This is a genomic window from Klebsiella sp. K5-45 (genome assembly GCF_030128605.1).
In the GTDB taxonomy this organism is placed as follows: Bacteria; Pseudomonadota; Gammaproteobacteria; order Enterobacterales; family Enterobacteriaceae; genus Klebsiella; species Klebsiella quasipneumoniae.
In genome coordinates, this window is sequence record NZ_JAKUZW010000009.1 from 206,472 (window position 1) to 229,511 (window position 23,040).

Sequence of the window (23,040 nt, forward strand, 5' to 3'; positions counted from 1 at the left end):
TGTTTCTTTTTCGCTGAGATTTGTCATCATCCGCCGACAAAGTTTTACCCATTTCGCTATGGCTGTTATGCTTCCGGACGCTTTTCTCTTGATGTTTATCACCCAAAAAAGGAACAAAGATGGCAACCCCAACTTTTGACACTATCGAAGCGCAGGCAAGTTACGGTATCGGCTTGCAGGTTGGACAACAGCTGAGCGAATCCGGCCTGCAGGGGCTGCTGCCGGAAGCGTTGGTGGCGGGTATCGCCGATGCGCTGGAAGGTAACCAGCCGCAGGTGCCGGTAGAAGCCGTCCACCGTGCGCTGCGTGAAATCCACGAGCGCGCCGACGCCGTGCGTCGCGAGCGTTTCCAGGCGATGGCCGCTGACGGCCAGAAGTACCTTGATGAAAACCGCGAGAAAGAGGGTGTGAACAGCACCGAGTCCGGCCTGCAGTTCCGCGTGCTGACCCAGGGCGAAGGCCCGATCCCGGCCCGTACCGACCGCGTACGCGTGCACTACACCGGCAAACTGATCGACGGCACCGTCTTCGACAGCTCCGTCGCCCGCGGCGAACCGGCAGAGTTCCCGGTGACCGGCGTAATTGGCGGCTGGATTGAAGCGCTGACCCTGATGCCGGTAGGTTCCAAATGGGAACTGACCATCCCGCACAACCTGGCCTACGGCGAGCGCGGCGCTGGCGCGTCGATCCCTCCGTTCAGCACCCTGATCTTCGAAGTTGAACTGCTGGATATTATCTAAACAGCAGAGGCTTCCTCTTCCCCAGCGGCGGGGGAAGCCACAAAAATAGCGTAAAATCCTTAAGTTAAAAATTAATTGGAATTATGTTTTGCATTCATCGCATATGGGTGTATTTTTGTGAGCTATTTCGCGTTAGGTGAGTGATATAACACTCACTTTAAACATAAAATTAACATTATATCTAAATCATAGTATTCATCCCTCCGATTCTTACCTAATATCGACTAGCCCTTGCTGGGGTTAATGACAGACGACAGGCCATCAGAGCCTGAACAACACAGACAGGTACAACAGGAAGAAATCACATGGTAGATCAGGTTAAAGTCGCTGCTATCGAGCAGGAGCCGACTGAACAATCGCTACGGCGAAATCTCACAAACCGACATATTCAGCTGATTGCAATTGGCGGGGCGATCGGCACTGGATTATTTATGGGTTCTGGCAAAACCATCAGCCTTGCCGGGCCATCCATTATTTTTGTTTATATGATTATCGGTTTTATGCTGTTTTTCGTTATGCGAGCCATGGGCGAATTACTGCTGTCGAACCTCGAATATAAATCCTTCAGCGACTTCGCGGCCGATCTGCTGGGCCCCTGGGCGGGCTACTTTACCGGCTGGACCTATTGGTTCTGCTGGGTGGTGACGGGGATGGCGGACGTGGTGGCGATCACCGCCTACGCGCAGTTCTGGTTTCCCGGACTCTCCGACTGGGTCGCGTCGCTGGCGGTGATCCTGCTGCTGCTGGGCCTGAACCTTGCCACCGTCAAAATGTTTGGCGAAATGGAGTTCTGGTTCGCGATGATCAAAATCGTCGCCATCGTGGCGCTGATCGTGGTCGGCCTGGTGATGGTCATGATGCATTTTAAATCGCCGACCGGCGTCGAAGCCTCTTTCGCGCATCTGTGGAATGACGGCGGCTGGTTCCCTAAAGGGCTGAGCGGCTTCTTCGCCGGCTTCCAGATTGCGGTATTCGCCTTCGTGGGGATTGAGCTGGTCGGTACCACTGCGGCTGAGACCAAAGACCCGGAAAAATCCCTGCCGCGGGCGATTAACTCCATCCCGCTGCGTATCATTATGTTCTACGTCTTCGCATTGATTGTGATTATGTCGGTGACGCCGTGGAGCTCCGTGGTGCCGAGCAAGAGCCCGTTCGTTGAGCTGTTCGTGCTGGTCGGTCTGCCGGCGGCGGCGAGCCTGATTAACTTCGTGGTGCTGACTTCCGCAGCCTCCTCAGCCAACAGCGGCGTCTTCTCCACCAGCCGTATGCTGTTCGGTCTGGCGCAGGATGGTCAGGCGCCGAAGATGTTCGCCAAGCTGTCGAAGCGTGCGGTGCCGGCGAAGGGCTTAACCTTCTCCTGCATGTGCCTGCTGGGCGGCGTGGTGATGCTGATGGTCAACCCGAGCGTGATCGCCGCGTTCACCATGATCACCACGGTGTCGGCGATCCTGTTCATGTTCGTCTGGACGATTATCCTTTGCTCTTACCTGGTCTATCGTAAAAAGCGTCCGCAGCTGCACGAGAAGTCCAAGTATAAGATGCCGCTGGGCAAATTAATGTGCTGGGTGTGCATGGCCTTCTTCGTCTTCGTACTGGTGCTGTTGACCCTCGAAGATGATACCCGTGAAGCGCTGATGGTCACCCCGCTGTGGTTTGTTCTGCTGGGTGCGGGCTGGCTGTTTGCCGGCAAAAAACGTCTGGCGAAATAAACGAAAATTTTAACGTTGCTTGCAACGGATCGTCATAAAAAAGGCCACTCAACGTGGCCAAATAAGACGGACAATGTCGAGGGCGCCTGCGGGCGCCTTTTTCTTTACTGACCGGCGAGCGCACGCGGGAACAGCACGTTATTTTCCAGACTGATATGCTCCATCAGATCGTCGATCATCTCGTTGATACCGTTATACATTGCCTTCCAGGTGGTGCAGGCTTCCGGCGGCGGCGTCACGTTATGGGTGATATGTTTGATTACCTCGAGCAGTTCGCCCGCTTCATCATGCTCGCTTTCCATTACGCCGATCGGGCCCCCGGCCTGGGCGCCCATCCCCTGTTTGATCATCGGAAACAGGATCTGCTCCTCTTTCATCATGTGGCTGGAGAGCTCCTGCTGCAGCATGGTCAGGTACTTCGTCAGCCCTTTCGGCACATTCGGTTTATCGGCGTGGACCCGTTCAACCTTGGTGGCTTGCAGGATCAGCTCCGGCAGCTGTTCGCGGTGCCGGTCATGATAGCGAACGATGATATGGTCGATGATCTCCGCCAGAGGCGCCGCGCGCCAGTCGCGGGTGATAGGCTCCCCGGCCAGTTTCTCCAGCTCGGCCTCAATCACCGCGACATCCAGCGCTTTGCGCGATGCGGCGCGCGCCAGCGTCTGTTTGCCGCCGCAGCAGTAATCCATATCGTATTGACGGAACAGGGCGGAGGCGCGCGGGATGGTCAGCGCCAGCTCGCCTAAAGGTTGGTCACGGAAAGCCATAGCAGTTACCTCGTCATCAGGAATATAAGATGTATTTTAAATACATCTTTTTGGCGAGGGAATACCCCTTAATAGGGCCCGGCTACTTTTTTTCGTTCGTCAGCGGTTGCAACGTTGGTTTTTCCGGCCTGGCGCGGACGGCGGAGACCACGCCGAGCACCAGCAGCAGGATACCGCTCAGGGTCAGCAGCGGCGGTAAACTTTGCCGCAACAGAAAGGTATACAGAAGCCCGGCCAGGGTTTCGAAAACGATAAGCGGCCCGAGGATCACCGTCGGTAATCGTTGACTGGCAATATTCCAGCACAGCGCGCCGACCCATGAGCAGAGCACCGCGATGGCCAGCATCAGCGTAATAAACACCGCCGGGCGCGGGCCGAAGGGCAGGGGGAACCCGGCCTGCTGACCGTGCAGCCAGGCGCAGGCGGCGAGATAGCCGGCCAGCGAAACCGGAAGCGTCACCAGCGCCTGAGCGGTAGCCCACATCATCGGCGGTTGATGCGGGTTCTCCCGAAGCCAGCGGGCGTTGCGCAGGGCATACCAGGCCCAGCAGACCACCGACCCCAGCGCCAGCGCAATGCCGGAGCCGTAGCGCCACGGGCTAAAATCAGGCAGCCCCTGGCGCAGTTCCGCGACGTTAACGCAGATCAGGCCGACGGCGATGCAGACCAGCGCCGGAAACAAGCGCCGCCATGGCAGCTTTCCGTCGCGCTGGCTGTAAAGCAGATTGGCGAAGACCGGCAATACCACCGGCAGCGTGCCGATAATCATGGTGGAGACCGGCGCCCCGGTACGCTGAATGGCGCTGGCCAGGCAGACGTAATAGATAAGATTTCCCATCATCGTCAGACCCAGCGCGGTCCACCAGTCGTTCCGGCTCAGCTGGCGCAAACGCGCGCGCCCGAGCCATGCCAGCGGCAGGGCGATCAGACCCAGCGCCAGATAGCGTCCCATCGACTGCAGCATCGCCGGATACTCTGGCACCAGCAAAGGCCCGACGAAAATTAAACCCCACATCAGCCCCGCCAGCAGGGCGTACAACACACCACTAATCATCATTGCATCCATTGTCATCACGGTTGTCTGCAGTGTAGAAGGAGGCCGGGCGGGAATATTGTATGAGATTGCGCATCAGCGCCTGGCGACCTGCTTCTGATAGCGTACCGGCGTAATGCCGTAACGCTGGGTGAAGGTGCGGGTCAGGTGAGACTGGTCGGTGAGGCCGACGGCTATCGCCACTTCGGCGGCGGGCATGCCGTGGGTGAGAAACGCTTTGGCGCGCCACAGGCGGATGGCCATCAGCATCTGATGGGGCGTTACGTGATAGTGGGCTTTAAACTGGCGCTGAAAGTGGTACGGGCTCAGCGCCGCCACCTGCGCCAGCTCGTCGAGGGTGATGGGGCGCATATAGTTATCATGCAGGTAGTCGCGCACGCGGTCGAAGCGATGCCCGGCCTCACCCTGCGCCGAGGCATGGTGGGCCAGAGGGCGAAAGGCGTCGATGAGGTCGAGCAGCATTCCCTGCTGGGCCAGCGCATCTTCGCTGTGCCACAGACCGTAAATCAGCTGGCCAATCCGCCGGGACCGCAGGGGATCCTCGCGAACCACCTCGCTGAACCACCAGTCGCGCACCCCGGTGATGGCTTCCAGACGGTCGGGCTCCAGATAAATCATCCGGTAGCGCCAGCCGTCGGCGGTTTCCGCTTCGCCGGTGTGCAGCTCGTCGGGATTCATGGTGACAATGGCATTGGCGGCGGCGATGTGCTGACTGCCGCGGTAGCGAAAGCGCTCGGCGCCCTGCTCAATCACGCCAATGCCGAAAGCTTCGTGGGTATGGGGTTCAAAGGCGTAGCGGGAGATATGGGCGTGGTAAAGCTCTACCCCGGGCAGCTGTTCGAGATGGCGAAAGCGCGCGCGATCTTTTTCATCACTAAATTGGGGTGGTACGCCCTGCATGCCTGCCTCCCGACGATTAATCTCTTCAATATGAGAGAGGAACCGCCGGGACGCAACCGCAAAAGCTGAGAGGGGCGGTTACAGAATGCCTTTCACGCTTTCGGCAAGGGAGGTGGTCGGACGGCCGATCAACGTACTCAGGGTGCGGCTGTCGTCAAACAGCCCGCCTTTCGAGGCGCCGACGTCGGAGTCTGCCAGCATATCGGCCAGACCCGCCGGCAGGCCGACGCTTTTCAGCGCGGCGACGAAGTCGGCTTCGCTGAGATTTTGGTAGACCACGTTTTTACCGCTTTGCTTGCTCAGCTCAGCAGCCAGGTCGCTCAGCGTCCAGGCGTTATCACCCGCCAGTTCATAAACTTTCCCTGCATGGCCTTCACCGGCGATAACGCGGGCGGCCGCGGCGGCATAATCTGCGCGGGTAGCGGAGGCAATTTTACCTTCGCCGGCGGCGCCGATAAACACGCCGTGCTCCAGCGCCGGCGGCGCGCTGGCCAGATAGTTTTCAGTATACCAGCCGTTACGCAGCAGGGCGTAAGCGATACCCGAGTCGGCCAGCATCTGCTCAGTTGCAATATGCTCTGCGGCCAGGCCCAGCGGCGAAGTGTCGGCGTGCAGCAGGCTGGTGTAGGCGATGAACTTCACCCCAGCGGCTTTGGCGGCGTTGATGACGTTGCGGTGCTGTACGGCGCGCTGGCCGACTTCGCTGGAGGAGATTAACAGCAGTTTATCCACGCCCTGCAGCGCGGCGGTCAGCGCCGCTTCGTCGCTATAGTCGGCCTGGCGGACGACAACGCCCTGCTGGCTGAGAGTCTGGGCTTTGGCCGGGTTGCGGACAATCGCCACAATCTGGCCGGCAGGGACGGTTTTAAGCAGGTCTTGCAGAACGTAGTGGCCAAGCTGGCCGGTGGCACCGGTAAGAGCGATCATTAGTCTTCTCCTTCGTGTTTAGTGGCAGTTGTGGTAAGCTAACACCTTAACTAACTTTTAGTAAGTACGTACAAAAAGGTAAGTGTGAAAATGGCCGAACCGACGCTGAGCGAGAAACTGCGCAATGGCAATTTGTTTGCGGAACAGTGCCCGTCGCGCGATGTGCTTAAACATGTCACCAGCCGCTGGGGTGTGTTGATTCTGGTGGCGCTGCGCGAAGGAACTCATCGCTTCAGCGATCTGCGGCGCAAAATGGGCGGAGTCAGCGAAAAGATGCTGGCGCAGTCGCTGCAGGCCCTGGAGCAGGATGGTTTTATCGACCGCGTCTCTTATCCGGTGGTGCCGCCGCACGTTGAATATAGCCTGACGCCGCTCGGCCTGCAGGTGAGCGAGAAGGTGGCGGCCCTGGCGGACTGGATCGAGGTTAATCTGCCGGCGGTGCTGGCTAGCCACGAGGAGTGAAAATGTATCACTCCCTGTAGCCCCGGTAAGCGCAGCGCCACCGGGGAGATGTTCCCGGATAGCGGCTGGCGCCTTATCCGGGCTACCCATCAGCTCCGGTTTGTAGCCCCGGTAAGCGCAGCGCCACCGGGGAGATATTTCCGGATAGCGGCTGGCGCCTTATCCGGGCTACTCGTCAGCTCCGGTTTGTAACCCCGGTAAGCGCAGCGCCACCGGGGAACAGGGATTACTGACTCAAATCCAGCTGATAAATGGCGAAGCCGATATCATCGGTGGCCACCTGACGCATCGGATACTGGGCTTTCTCTTTGATAAACGCCGCGGCTTTGTCGCCAGGCGAGGTCTCAAAACGGATATCCAGCGGCGTCTTACTGTGGATCGGCGCCAGACGCCAGTTGTTATCCGCCGCCGGATGGATCGCGCCATCCTTCTTCGATTGCGCGCCAATCCACGCCGCCAGCACTGAACGGTTTTCATCCGGTGAGGCGAAGGCGATATGGCTTTCGCCGGTGCCAGCGAATTTACCGCCGTACGCGCGATAGTTATTGGTGGCGACCAGGAAAGTGGCCTGCGGATCGACCGGTTTGCCGTTGAAGGTCAGGTGCTTAATACGCTCTGCCTGCGGATGGATCATCTGACATTCGCCGTCGTAGCGGGCCGGCTGAGTGACGTCGATCTGGTAGTTCACCCCGTCAATCACGTCGAAGTTATAGGTGCGGAAGCCGTCCCAGTTGATCAGCGACTGCGGCTTGCTGCTGGTCGGGTCAATCTGGTTAAACTGCCCGGCGGAGCACTCCAGCCACTCCTTGACCTCCTTCCCGCTGACCTTCATCACCACCAGGGTGTTCGGGTAGAGATAGAGGTCGGCGGCGTTGCGGAAGGTGAGCTGGCCTTTTTCCACTTCCACGAAGCTCGCCGGATCGTTTTTACGCCCGCCGACTTTAAACGGCGCGGCAGCGGAGAGTACCGGTAGTTTCGCCAGATCCGGGTCGCCCTGAATGTAGTGTTCAACGTAGGCTTTCTGCGCCATGTTGACTACCTGCACCGTCGGGTCGTCCTGCACCAGCGCCAGATAGCTGTACATGTTGTCGGCGGACTTGCCGATCGGCTTACTGACGAACTCGCGAGTAGCGTCGTGATCGGCTTTCAGCACCGCCACCAGCTTACCGTCTTCGTCCGCCAGCGATTTCTTCGCCACCGCGTCGTAGATTGGCCGTGCTTCCGCTTTACTCTGAGTCACCTGCCATTTGCCGCTGTCGTTGTTCAGCACCAGATCGACCACCCCGAGATGATCGCCCCACATTCCCGGCATCACCGCCGGTACGCCGTTCAGCGTCCCTCTGGCGATATCCGCGCCTTTAATGTTGGCGAAGTCTTTGCCTGGGAATACCGCGTGGGCGTGGCCGAACATGATGGCGTCAACGCCGGGCACCTGGCTTAAGTAGTAGACTGAGTTCTCGGCCATCGCCTGATACGGGTCGGCGGAGAGGCCGGAGTGAGCGACCACTACCACCACATCAGCCCCTTTCGCCCGCATCTCCGGGATATATTTGCGCGCGGTTTCGGTAATGTCATTGACCGTCACTTTGCCGCTAAGATTGGCTTTATCCCAGGTCATGATCTGCGGCGGCACAAAGCCGATATAGCCGATGCGCAGGGTGTGGGATTGACCTTCGCTGTCCTGAACCGGGGTATCCTTGATCAGGTACGGGGTGAACAGCGGTTTGCCGGTTTTGGCATCGATGATATTGGCGTTCACGTAGGGGAATTTCGCCCCGGCTAGCGCCTTGTGCAGGAAGTCGAGGCCGTAGTTGAATTCATGGTTGCCCAGGTTGCCGACGGCATAATTCAGGGTATTCATCGCCTTATACACCGGATGAACATCGCCCTCTTTCAGTCCCTTGGCGGCCATGTAGTCGCCCAGCGGGCTCCCCTGGATGACATCCCCGTTATCCACCAGTACGCTGTTTTTCGCTTCTGCCCGCGCCTGTTCAATCAGGGTGGCGGTACGCACCAGGCCGAATTTCTCCGTGGCGGCATCTTTGTAATAGTCAAAGTCCATCATATTGCTGTGCAGATCGGTGGTTTCCATGATCCGCAGGTCGACCGTTGCGGCGTTGACGCTGGCGGCGATCAGCGTGGCCAGGAGCGTTGCGCTAAACTTAATCATCAGAGGCGTCCTTTTTTATGAGCGATAGCACAGAAGAAAATGTATTTATATTCTGTTGCTTACAGAAATGTGAATCTTGCCAGAAAAGCGGGCAGAGAAACCGCCATCGTTATCACAGATAGCGGAACTTGCGGTGATGCGATATAAATAAAACAACAAGTTAACGCCACTGTAACCAGACGAGGTGGAGAATGTTAGAACAAGTATGTCAGCTTGCACGGAACGCGGGCGATGCCATCATGGAAGTTTACGATGGAAACCAGCCGATCAACGTCGCCAGCAAGAAAGATGATTCTCCGGTCACGGCGGCGGATCTCGCGGCGCATAAAGTCATTGTCAGCGGCCTGCAGGCGCTGGATGCCACCATTCCCATTCTGTCGGAAGAGGACCCGCCGGCCTGGGAAGTGCGCCAGCACTGGCAGCGCTACTGGCTGGTCGACCCGCTGGACGGCACCAAAGAATTTATTAAGCGTAACGGCGAGTTCACCGTTAATATCGCGCTGATTGAAAACGGCAAGCCGACGCTGGGCGTGGTCTATGCGCCGGTGATGAAGGTGATGTACAGCGCGGAAAAAGGCAAAGCCTGGAAAGAAGAGTGCGGCGTGCGCAAGCAGATCCAGGTCCGCGATGCCCGTCCACCGCTGGTGGTGATCAGCCGCTCCCATGGCAACGATCCGGAGCTGCAGGAGTACCTTGAGCAACTGGGCGAGCACCAGACCACTTCCATCGGCTCCTCGCTGAAGTTCTGCCTGGTGGCGGAAGGCCAGGCCCAGCTCTATCCGCGCTTCGGGCCGACCAGCACCTGGGACACCGCCGCCGGCCATGCCGTCGCGGTCGCCGCCGGGGCGCATGTTCACGACTGGCAGGGTAAAACCCTCGACTACACGCCGCGTGAATCCTTCCTCAATCCCGGCTTCCGGGTCTCTATTTATTAAGCAATTTATGCAGCAGGTCGATCACCTGCTGCACCTCTTGCTGAGTGAGCGCGCCGTCTTTGGCCCACTGGATGCGCCCGCTCTTATCCAGCACCACAATCGCCGAGCTCTTCTCGTCCAGCTGCCAGGCTTTTCGCACCAATCCATTGCTGTCGACGATAAATTGCGACCATGGGAAGAGCTTTTTATTGCTTTCGATACTGTTGCGCACAAACATACCGGTGCCCGGGATGGCATCGTCGGTATTGACGATGGTGGTGGTCTGATAGCGATCGTGCGGGAAGCCCGCCGCTTTAATCGCCTCGATCAGATTGGCATTTTTCTCTTTTGCTGACGAGCGTCCGGCGATGTGCTGGACGACGCGCACTTTTCCCGCCAGCTGCGAGCTATTCCAGTTTTTATAGCTAAACTTATCATTATCCAGAATTAATTCGCCCCGATCCGCGACGCCGACCGGCGCCACGCGCTGGCCATCGACAAAGTTATGCGCTGAGGCCAGCAGCGGCACGAGGAGTAACGAGGCGGCCAGTATGCTACGTAGGGTCATACGGTTTCCTTAATCATTTTTTGTGCAGGTGATCCGACCACTTGGTCTCGTTTAATCATAAGTGCGATTGGTGGTGATTACCCGCAATGAGGATGCCAGTTTGCGTGTTGACGCACAAATTAGTCGAAAAACGGCGACTTATACTTACTTCATCGTATGTCTGAAACGAAAATTCTGAATTATTGTCATCAAAGGGTAAATAAACTTATACATACTGGGTCCCTCTGAGATTCTGGACTATAGTTTTAGGGCATTAAAATTTGCGCTCCCGATACGTGGGCTAACTGTGGCACCACAGGAGCGTAACCCTGGCAGGAGAGAAGAATGAAAATTTTCCAACGCTACAATCCGCTGCAAGTGGCGAAGTACGTGAAGATCCTGTTTCGTGGACGGTTGTACATCAAGGACGTTGGCGCATTTGAATTTGATAAGGGCAAAATCCTTATCCCGAAGGTCAAGGACAAGCTGCATCTGTCAGTGATGTCCGAAGTCAATCGTCAGGTGTTGCGTCTGCAAACTGAGATGGCATAACCTGAAACGTAGCAGTACGTAGTAGGTAAAAGACGGCTCCCGATGGGAGCCGTTGATGTTTTTAGCCCTTCATTTCCGCATAGCGTTTGCGATATTCGCCCGGTGGAATACCGTTATGTTTACGAAACAAGCGGGTGAAATAGACCGGATCGCTGTAGCCTACCGATAAAGCAATTTTGTTAAGCGGGAGCGAGGTGCTCTGAATAAGCCACCTGGCGCGGTTGATGCGTTGCGTTTCCCGCCATGCATAAACCGTTTGCCCCAGTTCATTTTTGAAAAGGTGCGCCAGACGTGAAGGGGAGATAAATACCATCGCCGCCAGGGTCTCGATTTTTACCTCCTGCGCAATATGGGCGTTGAGGTAGTCGCAGACGGCGTTAATCCGTGGGTCGTGGGCGTGACGGTTGCTGATGGGCTGTCGCTGAAAACAGTGAAGGATCAATCTTTCCAGGGCGTTCATAGCCAGCGCTTCCGACAGCGGCGCGGATGCCGAGTGATGGCGTATCACTTCGTAGAACAGATCGCGCAGCTGCTGGAGCTGTTCGGGATCGTTAATGGTTGTTTTGCCGATACCGTGAGTAGTTTGGTCCCACTTTAGCCAGTCTATCCAGTAGGGGCGGGGGATAAAGTAGATCCACAGATGGTCCCAATACTCGCTGTGCTCGTCCCTGCCGTAGTGATGGGGCACCCCGGGAGGAAACAGCAGCAGATCGTTTTCCCGGCACAGAAGGAAGCCATCGCCCGCCTTCGCCCGCGCCTGGCCGCGCAGGGTCAGATTAATGATGTAACCTTTCATCCCCTGCGGGCGGTTAATGTAGTAGTCCAGCGTGGAGCCGCGGGTAATCGGCGTGAAGCCTGCGACGACCCAGGCATTGAAGGTAAAGGTCTTCATCAATGGAGAGAAATTGAGTAGCTCATTGATATCCAGTTCCATTCTCTCTCCCACCTGAGCGCCGCCGCGTCGTTAGCTTTCGATGATAGTAAATTCCCAGGCCCTGAGGCGCAACGGCTGGCCGACGTATACTGTCTCCCCGTTCAGCAGCGCGCTACCCGCGGTCTCGCTGACAAATTCCAGCGTCTCGCCGGAGTAATTGAACAGGAAGTGGATGGTTTTCCCGGCGCGATTACGCATTTTTTTGACCACTAATGGGAAGCGATAGGCGGAAGTGCGCGAGCGCAATGCGATATCGGCGGTTAGTACATCAAACAGCTGGCTAATCAATCCCTTCTGCGGCAGGAAGCCAACATACATCGCTCGTCCCCGGCCATAATCCGCTTCGGTGGCGGCGGCGTATTCGCCCCATGCCGGATGCTGATAGCGCAGCAAGGTGCGGGTCCCATCATCGGGCGTCAGCAATTCCATCCACAGCTCAGCCTGATTGTCATTGCGGCAATCAATCTCTGCACAGCAAGAGCTTACCGTCGTCCCTTCCGGCAGGGTGAACTGGCTGTAGCTGACGCCGCAGCTCTGCCGCAGGATCCCAGGCTGCGCGCTGCGGCGTACCTTGACGTTTTCATCGCTAAAGCCCGATTTAAAGCCGATAAGCGCTCTGCCGCCCTCGGCGATATAGTGATTGATACGCGCCAGCAGGCCATCATCGGCAGCGTACAGGCCGGGAACGATCAGCACTCGGTAGCGCGAGGTTTCCTCGTTTACATCGTGGATGATGTCGAGGCTGATATTGTGGTCATACAGCGCATCGTGGAAGCGGCGAAAGATATCGTTATAAATGTTGCCCTCGGCATCGCCAGGACGGAAGTGATTGAGGGCGTCCATTGCCTCATTGCTTATCAGCAGCGCAACGTCGTTTTCGGCCTTCAGCTCCGCCAGCTGCGGCGACAGGCGGGCAAAGTCAGCCCCGATAGTGGTGGCCTCCTGCCAGGTCGGGTTACGCGAGAAGTCGTGGCTGAGCAGCCCCTTCCAGTAGGTTTCGAAGGCGTTATGAATCGAATGCCAGTGCCAATAGGAGACCATGGCGGCGCCGGAGGCGATATGGCTGAACGCCTGCAGGCGCAGCTGGCCCGGGTAGGGAGTCCACTGGGCGAAGCCCTGCGCCTGGGTTTCCAGCACGAAGTAGTTCTGGCCCGGCTTAAGCGAGCGGGTGATGGCGCCGCCAAAGGCGATTTCCCGCCCGGTCAGGTGTGCCTGGCTCGGGTGATAGATATCGACGCCGGCGATATCCAGCGCCTGCGCCGCCGCAAAATGGTCGACCCGCGGCTGCACGCCGTAAGAGTAACCGCGCCATTCAAAATCGAAGTTGTGGGTGACGAACTGGTGCGGTTGGGCGTACTCGCGCACAATCTCCGCCTGCCAGGCCAGATACTCGGTGACCTGCTGGCGCTGATAGCGGGAGAAGGCGCAGGCGAGGCTGGCGTTGATGGTGTTTTCCACCGGCGGAAAATCCTGCCAGCGGTCAATGCGGTTGCTCCAGTAATCCAGACCGAAATCGTGATTCAGTTGTCGGAGGTCTGGATATTTCTCCTGCAGGCTGCGCACGAAGCCCTCCTGCATAAAGCGGCCAATATTGTCGTAATGCTTGGTTTCGTTATCCAGTTGCCAGCCGATAATCGCCGGATGGTGTTGCACATGGGCCATCAGCGTGCGGATAATTTTTTCGGCATAGCGGCGAAAGGTCGGGTTGACGATATCCATGATCTGCCGCGGACCATATTTTTGCTGCCCCGCGACGGTGGTGACCAGAATATCGGGATGTTTCGCCGCCAGCCAGGCCGGGACCGCGTAGGTGGGCGTCCCGACGATGACCGCAATGCCGGCCTCATGCATCGCCTCGAGCACCCGGTCGATATGGTAGAAATTGTACTGGCCCTCTTCGGGCTCCAGTGTACTCCATGTGGACTCGGCGATACGCACCACGTTAATGCCGGTTTCGCGCACTAAGGCGATATCGCTGGCCAGCCGATCTTCCGGCATATATTCATCGTAATACGCCACGCCATAAAATAACTGAGACATGCAGACTACCTCCTGACATTAATTCGCGGGCACAGGTTGTGAAGAGAACACGCGTGCTTTATCCAGCGTGATAAACGAAATGAGCGTGAAGCACAGGGCGATACTACCGAGCACGATATAGCTGCTGGTAAAGCCCATGCTCTGGTACATATGGCCGATGCCGGTGGAGAGAAAAATAGAGCTAAAGCTTTTTGAAAACTGGAAGCCAATTAAGTAAACCGTCGCGGAAAGCAGGGGGTTAAAGTTAGCGGTAATATATTTAAGCGCCGCGACGAGTAACACCGAGCTTTCAAATCCATGGAGTAGTTTAATCAGGCTGATGGATACCGGGCCAATAGCCCACGCGGAACCGATAATGCGCAAGCTCATAATCAGCCCGCAGTATAACAGCGCATTTTTCGGGCCGATTTTATTCACAAACCATGGTGCAAAGAACATCACGATAGCATCAAGGAAAATCTGACCCGTGGTTAAATAACCGAAGACTTCTGCACCCCGGGCTTTACTCTCAAAGAAATGGCTGTAGTAGATAGCGAACTGCTGGTCATAGGTTTCATAGACCGCCCCGACACCAATGACATAGAGGGCGAAGAACCAGAATTTTTTAATTTTTAACAACGAGACGGCATCGCGGAGGGTAACCGGCGACGTTTTGCCGGACAGCAGCCCCTGCTTTTGATGGGTGCTGATCTGCATTTTCCAGACAATCACCAGCAGGCAGACGCCTGCTGCGCTGGCCAGCCAGAAAATCATGTTCTGATCGATGCCGTAGAGCTTTCCTGCCGCAAAGGTGCCGATCGCGGCGCCGATGCCGCCGAACATCCGCGCCCGACCAAATTCGAAGCCGGAGGCGCGGCTGACCTTATCGATGTAGGCTTCGCAAATCCCGCAGCCTGCGCCGTAGGCCATGCCAATATAGAGGCCGCCAGCCAGCGCGCCAAGGAACACATTTATTTTTAACAGAGGCGCGAAGACATAGATCCAGTATGGAGCGAATAAGGTGATAATGATCGCCAGCATCCACATCAGATTCTTACGATACACCAGCTTATCCGATATAAAACCGAATAATGGCTGAACGCAGACGGCCACAATGGCGGTGAAAGAATAAACCAGACCGACGTCCGTGTAGTTAATACCGATGGTTTCCGTTAACCACAGTGATAAATAGGGGTAGCAGCATCCCCAGCCTATAAAGAAAAACAGGAAAAACAGACAGCTGATAAAGTAATTTTTATTCGACGTTATCATGGTAACCCTCGCTTCCTTTATTCAGGAATATGATCGTGTAGACGCGAGCAACGTTACCTTTTTGCGCACGGGGGAGTCATAAACGTTTCGCTATCGAGCAGTAATAATCTGCTATCGGCAGAGGGGCGTGAGCCGCTTCACATTCGGGCAATAAAAAGGGCGGATGATCATCCGCCCTTAAGAGAGAGAAAGGATTACGCTCAGGCGTTCTGGCTTTCCGCCGCTTCCGCCTGCTTGGGCACCAGCACCGTGGGCTTGTTATCGATGCGGGTCACCAGCAACTGGTCGATACGGTAGTTATCGATATCCACGACCTCGAACTTATAGCCGGAGAACTTCACCGCGTCGGTGCGTTTGGGGATTTTACGCAGCATAAACATCATAAAGCCGCCGATGGTCTCGTAGTTCCCGGACTGCGGAAACTCGTCGATATCCAGCACGCGCATCACGTCATCAATCGGCGTACCGCCATCGATTAACCACGAGTTTTCATCGCGGGCGACGATCTGCTCTTCCAGCCCCTGGCCGACGAGGTCGCCCATCAGAGTTGTCATCACGTCGTTAAGGGTGATGATCCCGACCACCAGCGCATATTCATTCATGATCACCGCAAAGTCTTCCCCGGCGGTTTTGAAGCTTTCCAGCGCTTCGGACAGGGTCAGGGTATCCGGGACGATCAGCGTGTTGCGGATCTGCACGCCGCCGGTCAGCACCAGGCTCTGGTTCGCCAGCACGCGGTTCAGCAGATCTTTTGAATCGACGTAGCCGATAATGTGGTCGATATCTTCATTACAGACGAGGAACTTCGAGTGCGGGTGTTCGGCCACTTTATTCTTCAGGCTCTGCTCGTCTTCATGCAAATCAAACCAAATGACGCTTTCACGCGGGGTCATGGAGGAAGGAACGGTGCGGGACTCCAGCTCGAACACGTTCTCAATCAGCTCATGCTCCTGCTTGCGCAGCACCCCGGCCAGCGCGCCGGCTTCGACCACGGCATAGATATCGTCGGAGGTGATATCGTCTTTCCGCACCATCGGCAGTTTAAAGATGCGGAAGATCATGTTGGCCATGCCGTTAAACAACCACACCAGCGGGCGGAAGACTAACAGGCAGAAGCGCATCGGGTTGATGATGCGCAGGGCCACAGTTTCGGGCGCAATCATACCGATGCGTTTCGGAGTCAGGTCAGCAAACAGGATGAACAAGCTGGTGACCAGGGTAAAAGAGATGATGAAGCTCAGTTGCTCGGAGAGCTCCGGTGACAAATACCCGCTGAGCAGGCTATGAAACGCCGGTGAGAAAGCCGCGTCGCCCACAATACCGCCAAGAATGGCGACGGCGTTGAGGCCAATCTGCACGACGGTAAAGAAGGTGCCCGGGTTCTCCTGCATCTTCAGCACCCGCTGTGCGTTGACGTTGCCTTCATCGGCCAGCAGTTTCAGTTTGATTTTACGTGAGGCGGCCAGTGAGATTTCCGATATCGAAAAAAACGCACTGACGGCTATCAGACAGAGTATTACTAAAATACTGTTTAACATATCTTTTCTGACCGTTGAGGTCAGATCCTCGGAAGGGAAGTTGATAACTTAAATGTGGAATACATAAAAAACCGGTCCGAAGGCGCTGGACCGGCTGTCACACTGGGTAGTATAGCGTAAGGGAATGTAAAGCCGCCAGAGCGTTCATTAACCGCCTCGCTGTTGAGGCGGAAATCAGAATTACGCCTGAGGCGGCAGGCAGACGCCAATGCCGCCAATGCCGCAATAGCCATGCGGGTTCTTATACAGATACTGCTGGTGATCGTCCTCGGCATAGTAGAACGGTTTGGCGGTGGCGATCTCGGTGGTGATGTGACGGGTATCGTGCGCGTCGTTCATCGCCGCCTGGAAGCGCGCGAGGCTGGCCTTTGCCGCTGCCGTCTGTTCCGGCGTCAACGGATAGATCGCCGAACGGTACTGGGTGCCGAGGTCGTTACCCTGTCGCATGCCCTGCGCGGGGTCGTGATTTTCCCAGAACACCTGCAATAACTGCTCATAGCTGATGACCTGTGGATCGTAGACCACGCGCACCGCTTCCGCGTGACCGGTCTGGCCGCTGCACACTTCGCGATAGGTCGGATTGGGCGTATAGCCGCCAGTGTAGCCGGCGGCGGTGCTGTAAACCCCCGGCAATTGCCAGAACAGACGTTCAACTCCCCAGAAGCAGCCCATGGCGAACAGTGCCACTTCCATCCCCGCCGGGACGTTGGTCATCGAGTGGCCGTTAACTGCGTGGAGCGTCGCCACTGGCATCGGGGTATTGCGTCCAGGCAGCGCATCCGCCTGGGCGACAAGATGCGTTTTATCAAATAGACTCACGGTGGGCCTCTCAATACAGAAATCGTCGTTAAGGTTGTAACGAAGCGTGTCTTTTAACACAATAAATACGCGTAATACGTCTAGATTAATACATAAGAATTATTTGGGTTATTGCCACTTTTTCAACCCTAAGTTGTTAGGGTTTTGTTAAGCCGTGGAGCGGCGCCAGTGTTTCCTGTAGGGGGAAACAGGGATATTCAGGAGAAAATGTGCTAAAAATCCGCCAGTTATGTGTCACCAGCCTTTTGCTGGTCAGCGGGGTCGCCAGCGCAGCGAATGTGCGTTTGCAGGTTGAGGGATTATCCGGAGAGCTGGAGAAAAACGTTCGCGCCCAGCTTTCCACCATCCAGAGTGATGAGGTCACGCCGGATCGTCGCTTTCGCGCGCGCGTCGATGACGCCATTCGCGAAGGTCTGAAAGCGCTGGGATATTACGAGCCGACGATTGAATTTGATCTGCGTCCGCCGCCGAAAAGGGGCCGTCAGGTGCTGATCGCCAAAGTGACCCCGGGTGAGCCGGTACGCATTGGCGGAACCGAGGTGATTCTGCGCGGCGGCGCCCGCACCGACAGCGACTATCTGGCGCTGTTGAAAACCCGCCCGGCCATCGGGACGGTGCTCAACCACGGCGATTACGACGGTTTCAAGAGCTCATTGACCCGTGTCGCCCTGCGCAAAGGCTACTTTGACAGCGAGTTCAATAAAAGCCAGCTTGGGGTCTCCCTCGACCGTCATCAGGCGTTCTGGGATATCGATTACGACAGCGGAGAACGCTATCGCTTTGGCCACGTCACCTTCTCCGGATCGCAAATTCGCGATGAATACCTGCAAAACCTCGTGCCGTTTAAAGAGGGCGACTACTACACCTCGCAGGACCTGGCCGAGCTAAACCGCCGCCTGGCGGCGACCGGGTGGTTCAGTTCGGTGGTGGTGGCGCCTGATTTTGCTAAGTCACGGAAAACCAAGGTGCTGCCTCTGCAGGGCGTTGTCTCGCCACGCAAAGAGAACACCGTGGAAACCGGGGTAGGGTACTCCACAGACGTCGGTCCGCGGGTGAAAGCCACGTGGAAAAAACCGTGGATGAACTCCTATGGCCACAGCCTGACCTCCAGCGTCAGCCTCTCCGCCCCGGAGCAGCAGTTTGACTTCACCTATAAAGTCCCGCTGCTCAAGAGCCCGCTCGAGCAGTACTATCTGATGCAGGGCGGCTTTAAGCGTACCGATCTCAATGACACCCAGGCCGACTCCACCACCTTGGGGTTGTCGCGTTTCTGGGAGATGTCGAGCGGCTGGCAGCGGGCGATTAACCTGCGCTGGAGCCTGGACCACTTTACCCAGGCGAACGTCACCAACACCACCATGCTGATTTACCCGGGGGTCTCGGTGAACCGCACTCGCTCCCGCGGCGGCCTGATGCCTACCTGGGGCGATTCGCAGCGCTACTCGGTGGACTACTCCAACACCATGTGGGGCTCGGACATCAACTTTATCGTGATGCAGGCTCAGGACGTCTGGATCCGTACCCTCTATGACCGCCACCGCTTTGTGGTGCGTGGCAACCTGGGCTGGATCGAAGCGGACAACTTTGACAAGGTGCCGCCGGACCTGCGTTTTTTCGCCGGGGGCGATCGCAGTATTCGCGGCTATAAATACAAATCCATCTCGCCGAAGGACGATGACGGCAAGCTGATCGGGGCCTCGAAGCTGGCCACCGGCTCGCTGGAATATCAGTACAACGTCAGTGGCAAGTGGTGGGGCGCCGTGTTTGTCGATAGCGGCGAAGCGGTCAGCGATATTCGCGAGAGTGATTTCAAAACCGGCGCCGGGGTAGGCGTGCGCTGGCAGTCGCCGGTGGGGCCGATCAAGCTGGATATCGCCCGGCCAATCGGCGACAAAGAAGAGCATGGTTTACAGTTTTACATCGGTCTGGGGCCTGAATTATGAGTTTATGGAAGAAGATAAGCCTCGGCGTATTAATCGTGTTGGTTCTCCTGCTGGGCACCGTCGGGTTCCTGGTGGGCACCACCACCGGCTTGCATCTGGTGTTCAAAGCGGCGGATCGCTGGGTGCCGGGGCTGGAAATCGGCAAAGTGACCGGCGGCTGGCGTGATTTAACCCTCGATAATGTCCGCTATGAGCAGCCCGGCGTGGCGGTGACCGCCGGCCAGTTTCATCTCAGCGTCAGGCTGCGCTGTCTGTGGGACAGCAGTCTGTGCGTAAACGACATCTCGCTGCGCGATATTTACGTCGCCGTCGATACGAAGAAGATGCCGCCCTCTGCGCCGGTCGAGGAAGAGGACAGCGGGCCGCTGAATCTCTCCACCCCTTATCCGATCGCCCTCAGCCGCGTCGCGCTGCATAACATCAACGTCAAAATCGACGATACCGCGGTCTCCGTACGCGATTTTTCCACCGGCCTGAACTGGCAGGAGAAAAACCTGACCCTGACGCCGACCTCGCTGCAGGGGCTGCTGATCGCTCTGCCGAAGGTGGCGAAAGTGGCGCAGGAGCAGGTGGTCGAGCCGAAAATCGACAACCCGCGACCGCAGGAGAAACCGCTCGGCGAGACGATGACCGACCTCTTCTCGCAGCCGGTGCTGCCGGCGATGACCGATGTCCATCTGCCGCTTAACCTCAATATTCAGGCGTTCCGCGGCGAGCAGCTGCGCCTGACCGGCGATACCGATATCACCGTGTACAACCTGCTGCTGAAAGTCAGCAGTATCGACGGGCAGATGAAGCTCGACGCCCTCGACATCGACTCCGATCAGGGCAAGGTCAGCGCTTCGGGCAGCGCCCAGCTACAGGATAACTGGCCGGTAGACATCACCCTCGCCGGAACGCTGAACGTCGACCCGATGAAAGGGGAGAAGGTGCAGCTGAAGGTGGGCGGCGAGATACGTAAAACGCTTAAGGTCGGAGTGGACTTAAGCGGGCCGGTCGCGGCCACGCTGCGGGCGGACGCGCAGCTGGCGGAGGCCGGGCTGCCGCTCAATATGGAGCTGAAGAGTAAGCAGCTCGCCTGGCCGTTCAGCGGCGAGAAGCAGTTCCAGGCCGACGACGTCCAGCTGAAGTTCAGCGGCAAAATGACCGACTACGCGCTGGCCTTCTCCACCGCGGTGAAAGGCCAGTCGCTGCCGCCGGCGAAAATCGCCCTCAACGCCAAAGGCAATGAGCGGCAGATCAATCTCGACAAGCTGACGGTCAATGCCCTGGAAGGGAAAACCGAGCTGAAAGCGCTCCTCGACTGGCAGCAGGCGATCAGCTGGCGCGGCGAGCTGACCCTCGACGGCATCAACACCGCCAAAGAGGTGCCGGACTGGCCATCGAAGCTCAATGGCAGGATCAAGACCCAGGGCAGCCTGTACGGCGGCAGCTGGCAGATGTCGGTGCCGGAGCTGAAAATTACCGGCAACGTGAAACAGAACAAGGTGGATGTTTCGGGCTCGCTGCAGGGCAACAGCTATCTGCAGTGGAAAATCCCGGGGCTGCATCTGGCGTTAGGCCCGAACAGCGCCGATATCAAAGGCGAGCTGGGGGTGAAGGATCTGAATCTCGACGCCACCATCGATGCGCCGCACCTGGATAATGCGCTGCCGGGGCTCGGCGGGACGGCGAAGGGGCTGGTGAAAGTGCGCGGCACTGTCGATGCGCCGCAGCTGCTGGCGGACATCACCGCCCGGGCGCTGCGCTGGCAGGAGCTGACCATCGCCCAGGTCAACGTCAAAGGGGATGTGAAATCCACCGATCAGATTGGCGGCAACCTGGACGTACGGGTGGATCGCATCAGCCAGCCGGGGGTGAATATCAGCCTGGTGCAGCTCAATGCCAAAGGCACTGAGAAGCAGCATGAGCTGCGGCTGCGGGTGCAAGGCGATCCGGTTTCCGGCCAGCTGGCGCTGGCGGGCAGCTTCGATCGTCAGGCCGAGCGCTGGAGAGGCGCGCTAAGCGATACCCGCTTCCAGACGCCGGTGGGGCCGGTGGCGCTGACGCGCAGTATCGCGCTGGACTACCGCAACCAGGAGCAGAAAATCAGCATCGGACCACACTGCTGGACCAACCCGAACGCCGAGCTCTGCGTGCCTGAGACCATTGACGCAGGCGCCAGCGGGCGGGCGCGGGTGAATCTCAACCGCTTCGACCTGGCGATGCTCAAGCCGTTTATGCCGGAGGCGACCCAGGCCAGCGGCGTCTTTACCGGTAATGCCGATGTCAGCTGGGACACCACCAAAGAGGGGCTGCCGCAGGGTAAAGTGACCCTCAGCGGGCGCAACGTCAAAGTGACCCAGGTGGTCAATGACGCCCCGCTGCCGGTGGCATTCGATACGCTGAACCTCAGCGCCGACCTGCATAACAATCGCGCGGAGCTGGGCTGGCTTATCCGCCTGACCAACAATGGCCAGCTGGATGGGCAGGTACAGGTCACCGACCCGCAGGGGCGGCGTAACCTCGGCGGCAACGTCAATATCAGCAACTTCTCGCTGGCGATGATCAACCCGATTTTCGCCCGCGGTGAAAAGGCGGAGGGAAGGCTCAACGCCCGTCTGCGTCTGGGCGGCAACGTGAAGAGTCCGCAGCTGTTCGGCCAGATGCAGTTAAGCGGGGTGGATATCGACGGCAACTTTATGCCGTTTGATATGCAGCCGAGCCAGCTGGCGATGAACTTCAACGGCACGCGCTCGACCCTACAGGGGACGGTGAACACCCGTCAGGGGCAAATCGCCCTCAGCGGCAACGCCGACTGGACGCAGATCGATAACTGGCGGGCGCAAATTGCGGCGAAAGGCAGCCGGGTGCGGATCACGGTGCCGCCGATGGTCCGTCTCGATGTATCGCCGGACGTGGTGTTTACCGCCACGCCAAGCCTGTTCAACCTCGATGGCAAGGTGGATGTGCCCTGGGCGCGGATCGTGGTCAACGAGGTGCCGGAGAGCGCGGTTGGCGTGTCTTCTGATGAAGTGATGCTCGACAAAAACCTCAAACCGATTAATCAGCAGAGCGCCGGGATCCCGATCAACAGCAACCTGACGATCCACGTCGGCAACAACGTTCGTCTGGAAGCCTTCGGTCTGAAAGCGCGTCTGACCGGCGATCTGAAAGTGGCGCAGGACAAGCAGGGGCTGGGACTCAACGGGCAGATCAATATTCCGGACGGCCGCTTCCACGCCTATGGCCAGGATTTGATTGTGCGCAAAGGGGAACTGCTGTTCTCCGGTCCGCCGGATCAGCCATTACTGAATATCGAAGCAATTCGTAACCCGGATGCCACCGAAGACGACGTGATCGCCGGCGTTCGCGTCACCGGATCCGCCGATCAGCCGAAAGCGGAGATCTTCTCTGACCCGGTTATGTCCCAGCAGGAAGCGCTGTCTTATCTGCTGCGCGGCCAGGGTTTGAGCAGCGGACAGAGCGATAGCGCCGCGATGACCTCAATGCTTATTGGTATGGGGGTTGCACAAAGTGGTCAGGTTGTGGGTAAAATCGGCGAGACGTTTGGCGTAAGCAATTTGGCGTTGGACACCGAAGGGGTAGGCGACTCTTCCCAGGTGGTGGTCAGCGGCTATGTACTGCCGGGTCTGCAGGTAAAATACGGGGTCGGTATCTTCGATTCCCTGGCGACGCTGACTTTACGTTATCGCCTGATGCCTAAGCTATATGTGGAAGCGGTGTCTGGCATCGACCAGGCGCTCGATTTGCTCTATCAGTTTGAGTTTTAG

Annotated in this window: 18 protein-coding genes; 7 read left to right on the plus strand and 11 right to left on the minus strand. The window is 57.5% G+C overall.

Annotated elements, in window-relative coordinates; translation table 11 throughout:
* The first annotated feature begins 119 nt into the window (after positions 1–119).
* Together fklB and cycA are read left to right on the plus strand one after the other, a co-directional pair.
* Positions 120–740, plus strand: coding sequence for an FKBP-type peptidyl-prolyl cis-trans isomerase (gene fklB, locus MKS11_RS19875; RefSeq protein ID WP_002886687.1), 621 nt, complete (start codon positions 120–122; stop codon positions 738–740).
* Between the two features lie 305 nt (positions 741–1,045).
* A complete protein-coding gene (gene cycA, locus MKS11_RS19880) occupies positions 1,046–2,449 on the plus strand; it encodes a D-serine/D-alanine/glycine transporter (RefSeq protein ID WP_004206470.1) in 1,404 nt (467 codons plus the stop codon).
* Positions 2,450–2,553: 104 nt separating this feature from the next.
* Here the strand turns inward: cycA and ytfE are convergent, their stop codons facing one another.
* From ytfE to MKS11_RS19900, 4 genes are all read right to left on the minus strand, one after another.
* Positions 2,554–3,216 carry an iron-sulfur cluster repair protein YtfE gene (gene ytfE, locus MKS11_RS19885; protein ID WP_004206471.1) on the minus strand — a complete coding sequence of 221 codons (663 nt, stop codon included), beginning with the start codon at positions 3,214–3,216 and terminating at the stop codon, positions 2,554–2,556.
* 82 nt (positions 3,217–3,298) lie between these two features.
* On the minus strand, positions 3,299–4,270 hold the full coding sequence (locus MKS11_RS19890; RefSeq protein WP_004206472.1) for a DMT family transporter: 972 nt from the start codon (positions 4,268–4,270) through the stop codon (positions 3,299–3,301).
* Between the two features lie 75 nt (positions 4,271–4,345).
* Positions 4,346–5,170, minus strand: coding sequence for an AraC family transcriptional regulator (locus MKS11_RS19895; protein WP_048294052.1), 825 nt, complete (start codon positions 5,168–5,170; stop codon positions 4,346–4,348).
* Positions 5,171–5,248: 78 nt separating this feature from the next.
* Positions 5,249–6,097, minus strand: coding sequence for an SDR family oxidoreductase (locus MKS11_RS19900; protein WP_017900587.1), 849 nt, complete (start codon positions 6,095–6,097; stop codon positions 5,249–5,251).
* A gap of 90 nt (positions 6,098–6,187) precedes the next feature.
* Here MKS11_RS19900 and MKS11_RS19905 point away from each other — a divergent pair, with 90 nt between their 5' ends.
* A complete protein-coding gene (locus MKS11_RS19905; protein ID WP_004206475.1) occupies positions 6,188–6,559 on the plus strand; it encodes a helix-turn-helix domain-containing protein in 372 nt (123 codons plus the stop codon).
* Between the two features lie 226 nt (positions 6,560–6,785).
* Here MKS11_RS19905 and cpdB read toward each other — a convergent pair whose 3' ends face one another.
* Positions 6,786–8,729, minus strand: a complete 1,944-nt coding sequence (gene cpdB / locus MKS11_RS19910; RefSeq protein ID WP_114267923.1) for a 2',3'-cyclic-nucleotide 2'-phosphodiesterase — start codon at positions 8,727–8,729, stop codon at positions 6,786–6,788.
* Positions 8,730–8,920: 191 nt separating this feature from the next.
* Here cpdB and cysQ point away from each other — a divergent pair, with 191 nt between their 5' ends.
* A complete protein-coding gene (cysQ, locus tag MKS11_RS19915; RefSeq protein ID WP_004206477.1) occupies positions 8,921–9,664 on the plus strand; it encodes a 3'(2'),5'-bisphosphate nucleotidase CysQ in 744 nt (247 codons plus the stop codon).
* On the opposite strand, the gene MKS11_RS19920 is transcribed toward cysQ, so the two are convergent.
* Positions 9,654–10,211: a YtfJ family protein gene (locus tag MKS11_RS19920; protein WP_004206478.1), complete on the minus strand. Its 558-nt coding sequence runs from the start codon at positions 10,209–10,211 to the stop codon at positions 9,654–9,656. The two genes, cysQ and MKS11_RS19920, sit on opposite strands and share 11 nt — an antisense overlap.
* A gap of 324 nt (positions 10,212–10,535) precedes the next feature.
* Between MKS11_RS19920 and MKS11_RS19925 the strand changes: the two genes are divergently transcribed.
* A complete protein-coding gene (locus MKS11_RS19925; protein ID WP_002886707.1) occupies positions 10,536–10,742 on the plus strand; it encodes a DUF1107 domain-containing protein in 207 nt (68 codons plus the stop codon).
* A gap of 61 nt (positions 10,743–10,803) precedes the next feature.
* Here MKS11_RS19925 and araC read toward each other — a convergent pair whose 3' ends face one another.
* The 5 genes from araC to msrA all read right to left on the minus strand — a co-directional run bounded on the left by araC (position 10,804) and on the right by msrA (position 17,324).
* On the minus strand, positions 10,804–11,676 hold the full coding sequence (araC, locus tag MKS11_RS19930) for an arabinose operon transcriptional regulator AraC (RefSeq protein ID WP_004206480.1): 873 nt from the start codon (positions 11,674–11,676) through the stop codon (positions 10,804–10,806).
* A gap of 30 nt (positions 11,677–11,706) precedes the next feature.
* Positions 11,707–13,716 carry a beta-galactosidase gene (locus tag MKS11_RS19935; protein WP_284109660.1) on the minus strand — a complete coding sequence of 670 codons (2,010 nt, stop codon included), beginning with the start codon at positions 13,714–13,716 and terminating at the stop codon, positions 11,707–11,709.
* 18 nt (positions 13,717–13,734) lie between these two features.
* Positions 13,735–14,967: an oligosaccharide MFS transporter gene (locus MKS11_RS19940; RefSeq protein WP_017900583.1), complete on the minus strand. Its 1,233-nt coding sequence runs from the start codon at positions 14,965–14,967 to the stop codon at positions 13,735–13,737.
* 200 nt (positions 14,968–15,167) lie between these two features.
* A complete protein-coding gene (locus MKS11_RS19945) occupies positions 15,168–16,505 on the minus strand; it encodes a hemolysin family protein (RefSeq protein ID WP_004206485.1) in 1,338 nt (445 codons plus the stop codon).
* 180 nt (positions 16,506–16,685) lie between these two features.
* Positions 16,686–17,324: a peptide-methionine (S)-S-oxide reductase MsrA gene (gene msrA, locus MKS11_RS19950; RefSeq protein ID WP_004206486.1), complete on the minus strand. Its 639-nt coding sequence runs from the start codon at positions 17,322–17,324 to the stop codon at positions 16,686–16,688.
* Positions 17,325–17,533: 209 nt separating this feature from the next.
* Between msrA and tamA the strand changes: the two genes are divergently transcribed.
* Both tamA and tamB read left to right on the plus strand, forming a co-directional pair.
* Complete coding sequence (gene tamA / locus MKS11_RS19955; RefSeq protein WP_043519304.1) at positions 17,534–19,267, plus strand: autotransporter assembly complex protein TamA; 1,734 nt, start codon at positions 17,534–17,536, stop codon at positions 19,265–19,267.
* Complete coding sequence (tamB, locus tag MKS11_RS19960; protein WP_043519306.1) at positions 19,264–23,040, plus strand: autotransporter assembly complex protein TamB; 3,777 nt, start codon at positions 19,264–19,266, stop codon at positions 23,038–23,040. The genes tamA and tamB overlap by 4 nt, the downstream gene beginning before the upstream one ends.

Excerpts from the sequence above, each read along its gene's own strand:
- cpdB (WP_114267923.1), bottom strand. The coding sequence starts at position 8,729 with ATGATTAAGTTTAGCGCAACGCTCCTGGCCACGCTGATCGCCGCCAGC.
- ytfE (WP_004206471.1), bottom strand. The coding sequence starts at position 3,216 with ATGGCTTTCCGTGACCAACCTTTAGGCGAGCTGGCGCTGACCATCCCG.
- MKS11_RS19935 (WP_284109660.1), bottom strand. The coding sequence starts at position 13,716 with ATGTCTCAGTTATTTTATGGCGTGGCGTATTACGATGAATATATGCCG.
- cysQ (WP_004206477.1), top strand. The coding sequence starts at position 8,921 with ATGTTAGAACAAGTATGTCAGCTTGCACGGAACGCGGGCGATGCCATC.
- MKS11_RS19905 (WP_004206475.1), top strand. The coding sequence starts at position 6,188 with ATGGCCGAACCGACGCTGAGCGAGAAACTGCGCAATGGCAATTTGTTT.
- araC (WP_004206480.1), bottom strand. The coding sequence starts at position 11,676 with ATGGAACTGGATATCAATGAGCTACTCAATTTCTCTCCATTGATGAAG.
- MKS11_RS19900 (WP_017900587.1), bottom strand. The coding sequence starts at position 6,097 with ATGATCGCTCTTACCGGTGCCACCGGCCAGCTTGGCCACTACGTTCTG.
- MKS11_RS19920 (WP_004206478.1), bottom strand. The coding sequence starts at position 10,211 with ATGACCCTACGTAGCATACTGGCCGCCTCGTTACTCCTCGTGCCGCTG.
- tamB (WP_043519306.1), top strand. The coding sequence starts at position 19,264 with ATGAGTTTATGGAAGAAGATAAGCCTCGGCGTATTAATCGTGTTGGTT.
- MKS11_RS19940 (WP_017900583.1), bottom strand. The coding sequence starts at position 14,967 with ATGATAACGTCGAATAAAAATTACTTTATCAGCTGTCTGTTTTTCCTG.
- MKS11_RS19890 (WP_004206472.1), bottom strand. The coding sequence starts at position 4,270 with ATGATTAGTGGTGTGTTGTACGCCCTGCTGGCGGGGCTGATGTGGGGT.
- cycA (WP_004206470.1), top strand. The coding sequence starts at position 1,046 with ATGGTAGATCAGGTTAAAGTCGCTGCTATCGAGCAGGAGCCGACTGAA.
- MKS11_RS19945 (WP_004206485.1), bottom strand. The coding sequence starts at position 16,505 with ATGTTAAACAGTATTTTAGTAATACTCTGTCTGATAGCCGTCAGTGCG.
- MKS11_RS19925 (WP_002886707.1), top strand. The coding sequence starts at position 10,536 with ATGAAAATTTTCCAACGCTACAATCCGCTGCAAGTGGCGAAGTACGTG.
- MKS11_RS19895 (WP_048294052.1), bottom strand. The coding sequence starts at position 5,170 with ATGCAGGGCGTACCACCCCAATTTAGTGATGAAAAAGATCGCGCGCGC.
- fklB (WP_002886687.1), top strand. The coding sequence starts at position 120 with ATGGCAACCCCAACTTTTGACACTATCGAAGCGCAGGCAAGTTACGGT.